At 55.4% G+C, this 6926-nt stretch carries 6 protein-coding genes; 5 read left to right on the plus strand and 1 reads right to left on the minus strand.

Going from position 1 to position 6926, the window contains the following annotated elements; all coding sequences use genetic code 11:
• The first annotated feature begins 40 nt into the window (after positions 1-40).
• The 4 genes from CLG94_RS12430 (at position 41) to CLG94_RS12445 (ending at position 4760) form a co-directional block, all read left to right on the plus strand.
• Positions 41-907: a glycosyltransferase family 2 protein gene (locus tag CLG94_RS12430; protein ID WP_107564001.1), complete on the plus strand. Its 867-nt coding sequence runs from the start codon at positions 41-43 to the stop codon at positions 905-907.
• Entirely contained in the window at positions 897-2075 is a 1179-nt protein-coding gene (locus tag CLG94_RS12435) for a DegT/DnrJ/EryC1/StrS family aminotransferase (protein ID WP_107564002.1), read from the plus strand. The genes CLG94_RS12430 and CLG94_RS12435 overlap by 11 nt, the downstream gene beginning before the upstream one ends.
• 110 nt (positions 2076-2185) lie before the next feature.
• On the plus strand, positions 2186-3115 hold the full coding sequence (locus CLG94_RS12440; protein ID WP_107564003.1) for a class I SAM-dependent methyltransferase: 930 nt from the start codon (positions 2186-2188) through the stop codon (positions 3113-3115).
• Positions 3116-3386: 271 nt separating this feature from the next.
• Positions 3387-4760, plus strand: a complete 1374-nt coding sequence (locus tag CLG94_RS12445) for an asparagine synthase-related protein (protein WP_161954178.1) — start codon at positions 3387-3389, stop codon at positions 4758-4760.
• A 51-nt stretch (positions 4761-4811) separates the two neighbouring features.
• Here CLG94_RS12445 and CLG94_RS12450 read toward each other — a convergent pair whose 3' ends face one another.
• Entirely contained in the window at positions 4812-5810 is a 999-nt protein-coding gene (locus CLG94_RS12450) for a right-handed parallel beta-helix repeat-containing protein (RefSeq protein WP_161954179.1), read from the minus strand.
• Positions 5811-6298: 488 nt separating this feature from the next.
• On the opposite strand from CLG94_RS12450, the gene CLG94_RS13110 reads away from it, so the two are divergent.
• Positions 6299-6724: a DUF6788 family protein gene (locus CLG94_RS13110; RefSeq protein ID WP_133174698.1), complete on the plus strand. Its 426-nt coding sequence runs from the start codon at positions 6299-6301 to the stop codon at positions 6722-6724.
• Positions 6725-6926: the final 202 nt, after the last annotated feature.

The following is a 6926-nucleotide window of genomic DNA, read 5'->3' on the forward strand; positions in this document are numbered from 1 at the left end:
CGGATTTCGACCGCAGCATGGAAAAGCCTCCGGCTTTCCCATGCTTCCCACAGGCCCGACTATCACTGAACAGAGGTGGGTTCCTTTTGCTTTATCACGGTGGGTCCCTTTTGCGTTGTCAAAACGACTTAATATCGGGATTGCTAACGCAACAGGCGAAATCATTATGCGAATGGACGCCCATAGTACGTATCCACCTAGTTATGTTTCGGGGCTCGTTGGGTGGCTTGAAAGGACCCACGCGGACAACGTCGGAGGGGTCTGGATTACCGTGCCGGCCAGGCAGACGCTTGTGGCCGAGGCCATTGCACTTGCCCTATCTAATCCGTTTGGCGTAGGCAATGCATGCTTTAGGATCGGAGTGAAAGAGCCCAGATGGGTTGATACGGTTCCGTTTGGTTGTTATAGAAGAGAGGTGTTTGACCATGTTGGAATGTTTGATGAACGACTAGTCCGTAACCAGGACATTGAATTCAACTCGCGCTTACGAGGGGCTGGCGGAAAGATTTTTCTTACGCCAGAGATATACTCGTACTACTACTGCCGCGTCGGCCTCTGGGGACTGTGGAAGCAAAACTTTCAGAATGGTCAGTGGAACATCTACACCATCGCTCTGACAGGATGGTCGCTCTCTTGGCGACATTTCTTGCCGCTCGGCTTCGTGGCTGGGCTGGTAGGCAGTGGCGGCTTGGCACTTGAATTCCCCACCTTCGTATGGTTGTTTGGAGCCATCGTTGTGGCCTACCTCGTGAGCGCAATGACCGCTGCTCTGGGAAGCTCCAAGGGGAGACATGCGAGTTTGCGGGTGCTGCTGCCGGTTGTATTCCTCGTGCTGCATTTGAGCTACGGCCTCGGCTCGCTGTGGGGAATCACGACGCTCGCTAGGGTGTGGCGCTATGGAAATTGAGGCGTTCTCATGGTTAAAGGATACTTGTGATGCCGCCGTTGGTTCAGATGTGTGCACATTTTGGAAGGGACGGGTAGCTCTTTATGCCATCTTGAAGGCCATGGGGGTACGGCGTGGGGATATCGTGTTAGTGCCCGGTTACACGTGTGTAGTCGTTCCAGCGGCAGTTCATTTCTTGGGTGCGAGTCCGCTCTACGTGGATATTGATCCCGAGACATACAACATCTCGATTAGGCAACTTGAGGCAACGGTCCAAGCGGATGCTGAAGGAAGCGTCAAGGCCGTTGTGCTCCAGCACACATACGGGCTTCCGGCTGATACTGCAGCGGTTGTCCAGTGGGCGGGGGAGCGTGGCATTGCAGTTGTCGAGGACTGCGCTCATGCCGTGGGCAGTCGCTATCGGGATGTTGCTGGGGAGTGGCGAGAGGTCGGGACGCTAGGGGATGCAGGCTTCTTCAGTGGACAGTGGTCAAAGCCGTTGACGACGGGCCTGGGAGGATGGGCCGTCGCGAGTAATCCGGAGGTGGCGGAGCGGATTCGAAAATTCCATGCGGTTGAGTGTGTTGCCCCCGCCACACAGGAAGTCGCGAGGTTGGCGGTACAGCTTCTTGCGTACCATGCGCTGGTGTGGCCGTCGCTTTACTGGATGGCCTTGAGAAGCTACCGACTGTTAGCACGGACCGGCCTGTTCGTGGGCTCCTCAACCGAAGGTGAACTGGCAGGTGTCATGCCCATCGATTATGCTAAGCGGATGTCCGGCCTTCAGAAATGGGTTGCTAGGAGGAAGATCGCGAATCTAAGCCGCGTGCTAGACCATCGGCGGAGGCTGAAGCGTCTGTATGATGATGCCCTTGTGGGAGCTGGTCTACCGATCTTCCGAATACCAGCATACGCCGACCCGATATTGCTTCGCTACCCGGTCCGGGTAGCGAATAAGGAGCGAGTTCTTGCCGAGGCGTGTCGACTCCACATCGAACTGGGAGACTGGTTTGACCATCCCCTTCACCCCAAGGGGGCCAATGTCGCAATTCTTGGGTGGCGGGACGGAATGTGTCCCGAGGGCGAGTGGGCGGCGCGGGAGGTGGTGAATTTTCCGATGCACTCGCGGATCGGGGAACGCGATGTCGAGCGTGCCGTGCGATTCCTGATGCCTTATGCGATCGGCTGACATGACATGATAAGATGAAAGTTAAGGCTTGGCTCGAATAGTTCGGCCGGAGATACAGTAAGGTTTAGCGATTGCAGGCGGAAGTTATCAAACGCTCCGTGATGGTCTAGATGAACCAAGTCCATGACAAGTCCATAAAGAAACGCCTTGCGGCTCTTCCCGGCGTTATTCCTCTGGTCCGAATCTTCAAAAATGTCTACTGGGGGCTTCGACATCGCCTTCGCCTCGGGACCTACAATCTCGATGGCGTTACTCACCTTCACAAGGGAGTCACAGAAAGCGTGGCCTATGTGGTCACCGTATTCGAGGACTATTTCAAATTTGGTAGCATCGAGAAACAGGCCTTCGAAGAGAAAGATATCCTTGAGATTGGACCAGGGGATTCCCTTGGCGTGGCCTTGATGATGGTCGGTCTAGGGGTAAAGCAGGTCGTCTGCATCGACAGATTCTTTACCTATCGTGATCCGGACAAAGAATATGCCATCCTGGCCGCGTTAGTGGAGGCCGCACCCCCGCTTGCCAAGGAAAGAATGAATCGTTGCCTCGGTAACAATTACGGCATTGTCGGAGATGCCATTCGCTATTTACCGGATGTCCCCATCGAGGAGGCAGTGGCCGCACTCGGAGAGGTTCGATTTGACTACATCATTTCCAGAGCGGTGCTCGAGCATGTGTACGATATCGAAGAAACGTACGCTTGCTGTAGGAAGCTGATCCGTGACGGCGGCCGAATGATTCATAAGGTAGATCTCCATAACCACTCCAGCATAGAGCTTCACCCTTTGCAATTTCTTACTTACAGCGAGGGTTTGTGGCGCCTGATGTCATCGAATATCAGCCGCGTCAACCGATGCCGTTGGCCACAGCACAGAGCTGCGCTTGAAAAGAACCGGTTTGTTATCGAAAAATTCGAACCGACGAAAATGCTCAGTTTATCGGAGGTCCAGTCCATCCGATCGAGACTACGCTCTCCCTTTCTCGAGATGACTGACGAAGATCTGAGTCTCAACGGTTTCTTCGTGGTCTGCCGAGCCGTGTAAAGTACCGCTAGTCCATCTGTGACTGATACCTAATGGAGCCACAGAGAAACCGACGCCCATGAGATCTATTAGAGGTCCAGAGAAGTCAAGTCGGCGAGACGAAGCGACGAGTTTACATCTGTTTCAACCTCCGCTCTATCAGGACCCAACTGGCATTTGGCACAGATCCTACAGCGATGCTCTTGCCGGATGCGATAGACGATTAACATGGGATCCTGCCGCTATTTTGTCCCTCCTGTCGTTCGGCTACGTTTGTGGTGATCGTACACTGGTGCGTGAGATTCGGCGCAGGCCGTGGCTGTCGCATATCGAGGACGACGGAAGGGTTCGCCTCGAGAGGATCCCGCCGCATGACACGTTGTGGCCGCCATATTCGGAAATCGCCGCTAATTTGGTCTCCTTACTCTGCGAAGAAGCGTTGGATGTGTGTCGGGAACGCAATGAGATTTACTTGCTCCTGTCTGGTGGGTTGGATAGTCGAATCATCGCAGGTGTTGTCGCGAAGTTATATCGTGAAGGTAGACTGCAATCTAAGCCAATTGCGCTGACCTGGGGGCTGGAGAAGTCACGCGATGTTGTATATGCTCGAGCAGTTGCAGATCTTCTTAATTTTCATTGGGAGCACATTGCTATCGTACCCGAAGATGTTGCTCAGAACATTGAGGCCACTGCGCTGCTGCTCGGCTGCCTTGTCGCGCCAGAGCACTTGCATCGGATGACCTGGTTCAAGAATGTCTCTAGAGGCGCCCTTGTATTAGCCGGCAGTTACGGCGATTCCGTAGGGCGAGCGGAGTTTAGCGGCCGCCATGTTCTGGAACTCGATGGCTTGCATCCAGCAAATTTCCTAGGATTACTCAGCCCCGAGGTCGCTGCTCTTGCCTCTGAGGGCGTATTGGCGGATATTACAGCTTTACATGATCGTGCACCTGGACAGCCAGGCTATGTAGTGTTAGAGCATGAAATGCATGGACAGTATATGCGTGGCATGATCGCGCATGCTATGAGCATCATCAATCATTACTGCACAGTATACCAGATGTTCACGCACCCGAAGGTCTACGCCTATATGTGGTCAATTCATCCGGCACGTCGGACGGACTATATCTACGAGGAGGCGCTGGAGCAACTTGACAAGAGATTAGCGAGACTGCCATGGGCCCGAACCAACCGAGCGTTACGCGGTAGAACGATGGGTGCACGAGCCGGCTTATTGCCGAACTTTGCTGAATACGCTGCCTGGACAAGCGGACCGCTCTTTAAGAAACTCCAGGCGTACATCGACCCCGAATGGTTTGCCGAAACATGTCTGTTTGACCCAAATAGAATCCGAGAGTTGAGCCACCTCGTTCAGGGGGCTGTAGGAAGCCACTGGATCTATGGCTACAGGCCCCATCAGATCTGGGTGTGGTTGGCCTGTTTCAGACGCTTCGCGGAATGGGTTGATCAGGGCGGAAAGAGCGTTAACTCGGATTTTAGCGCCCCCCCCAATGCCCCCGCTGGTATCGCGAGTGTCCCATGCGATCAGAGGAGTAAGATCCGGCGTTTCTTTAGCGGAGTTAGAGTGCTACATCGGATTGTCCAGCGAGTGCGCAGGCATGTACTTAGGCGTCTGGCTGTTCGGAAGTATCCACCGCGGCAGTCGTGATCACCATGTCTCGTCCCCTATCTGTGATTCTGTCGCTGGTTCACTCTTGGTTCATGGCGAAGGATTGGCGAATTCAAAGGCCCCAATATCGTCGCCTCTCCCCTGCGGGCGCAGAGTACCCGCAATGTCCGTAGTCACTAGGCTGACGGCAATGCCGGCATCAATCGCCAGACTACCTGGTTGGAGGCGAAAATCGGCCGCTGCCGCATTGACGAACTGCGGGTCGATGCCTACGAGATTGCGGTCAATGACGGAGCCGGTCCCGCTATCCTGAATCTCTGGAGTGCCATTCATGTAGGCAATGTTGTTCTGCACTATAGCTCCGGTACCAGACTCCACTAAGATGCCATAGTCCGTATTATTGTATGTTGTATTGTTGTAGACCTTACTGTTCGTGGGGCTACTAAAGTTGACGCGGATGCCTCCCCTATTACCCCAAACAACATTATTGTACGCGACGTTCCCATCGCCTGAACCGAGGAGGATTCCTCGCCAGCCATTGGTGAAGACCGCGTTGTTTCTCACAATATTACTGTCGGTTCGCCGGTCATACCCATTGTAGAGATGCACGCCGTAGCCTGCGTTGTGGTGGACTGAGCAGTGTTCCACTACATTGTGACTGGACTGGATGTAGAAGCCGTGGTCATAAGAGGTCAGACCATTATGATGGACGTTGAGGTTAATGAATTCATTCCAATCAACACCAACTCCTGCTATTAACACCCCTTGTTTGTGCGCTCCGGCATTGTATAGAGTAGCATTTCGAACTTCACTGTTTTTAATTCGGATATGATGAGCTGAAGTTGTTGGATCACCAGACACCGACCAAGTGATTTTTATAACATCGTAGCCTACATTAGTGCCGTCGAGGATCAGCCCATCAATGATGATGTACTGCTGAGTACCCTGGAAGAGGAGGACAAATTCGGCCCCAGGATCGGGCTTGAGGGTCACGGTGTGGCCTGGCGCGGCGGCCACCGTGACGGGGCTGTCCCAAGACGTCCCTGGCGGGATTGAGTGAATCAGCGCCTCGGCGTAGGTGCCGCTCATGATGTAGAGCGTATCCCCTGGTGTCAGCACGCTGACGCCGTGTGAGATCGTGCGGAAGGGTAGAGCGTCAGTACCGGGGTTCGCGTCGCTGCCGGTGGTGGCGACGTAGTAGGGAAGTCCTGGGCTGTGGGTGGACCATGGTGCGGGCAGTAGGGCGCCGGTTTTTGACCTGCTCAGATGGCCAACTGAGCATCCCCAAAGAACGCCGGCGATAGCAAGCGAAATCCCGACGAGACCAATGTTGCGAAGGCACCTACACATAGGCCTGACCAATTGCCGTTGATGGGGTGACCTGGGTAGTCTTTGGCTTTTACGCGCGCGAGGAGCTGACTTCTCAGACGGTACTCTAGCGCGCCGCTGGTGCGAGATCAAGGCGCATCTGCGGGAGGGGTGCACGACATAAAAGTGAGGCTGCTTAGGGAGTTGCAGTGGGCGCGGGCTTGGGGTATAATTCTGACAGTCTTATTAACTGTCAGAAAGGAGGCCCCATGGGACCATCTACTCCGCCGATTGATGCACTCTCAAGGCAACGTGATGCACTGCGGGCGCAACTCGTCTCCGTAGGGGATATGCGGCCCGGCTCTCTGGTGGCGCGCTATCGCAAGTGTGGCAAGCCCTCCTGCCGATGTGCGGGTCAGGGCGAGCGAGGGCATGGCCCCAGCTGGTCCTTGACCCATGCGGTGGAGGGCAAGACCCGGACCAAGATTATCCCGGCCGCGGCGGTGTCGCAGACCCTGGAGCAGATTACAGCATATCGTCGGTTTCGTCGCCTGATCCGTGAGTTGGTCGATGTCAGCGAAAAACTGTGTAACGATCAGCTTAAAGCCCCCCAGGCGGCCGAACCCTCGGCGGCCAAAAAGGGGGCTTCAAAAGCGCCTTCGTTGCCGAGATCGAAGCCGAGGTCGACGCGCTGATCGGTCCGGGCACGGCCGAGGGGATCGACTTCGAGGCGATCGAGACGGCGGTACGCCGACAGGCGCTCGGGGTCGCCTGTCGCGCGGTGGAGGGGCGCCTCAACGCCGACGAATCCGACCACGCCGGCCCGCAGCTTGCGTGTGGGTGTGGTGCAGCGGCCCGCTATGCCGGCCGCCACGCCAAGACGATCACCCTTTCGCC

Source organism: Candidatus Methylomirabilis limnetica (genome assembly GCF_003044035.1).
GTDB classification, from domain to species: domain Bacteria; phylum Methylomirabilota; class Methylomirabilia; order Methylomirabilales; family Methylomirabilaceae; genus Methylomirabilis; species Methylomirabilis limnetica.

Bases quoted from the DNA above. Each gene is read 5' to 3' on its own strand.
- CLG94_RS12430 (WP_107564001.1), top strand. From the start codon at position 41: ATGCTTCCCACAGGCCCGACTATCACTGAACAGAGGTGGGTTCCTTTT.
- CLG94_RS12435 (WP_107564002.1), top strand. From the start codon at position 897: ATGGAAATTGAGGCGTTCTCATGGTTAAAGGATACTTGTGATGCCGCC.
- CLG94_RS12440 (WP_107564003.1), top strand. From the start codon at position 2,186: ATGAACCAAGTCCATGACAAGTCCATAAAGAAACGCCTTGCGGCTCTT.
- CLG94_RS12450 (WP_161954179.1), bottom strand. From the start codon at position 5,810: ATGAGCGGCACCTACGCCGAGGCGCTGATTCACTCAATCCCGCCAGGG.
- CLG94_RS13110 (WP_133174698.1), top strand. From the start codon at position 6,299: ATGGGACCATCTACTCCGCCGATTGATGCACTCTCAAGGCAACGTGAT.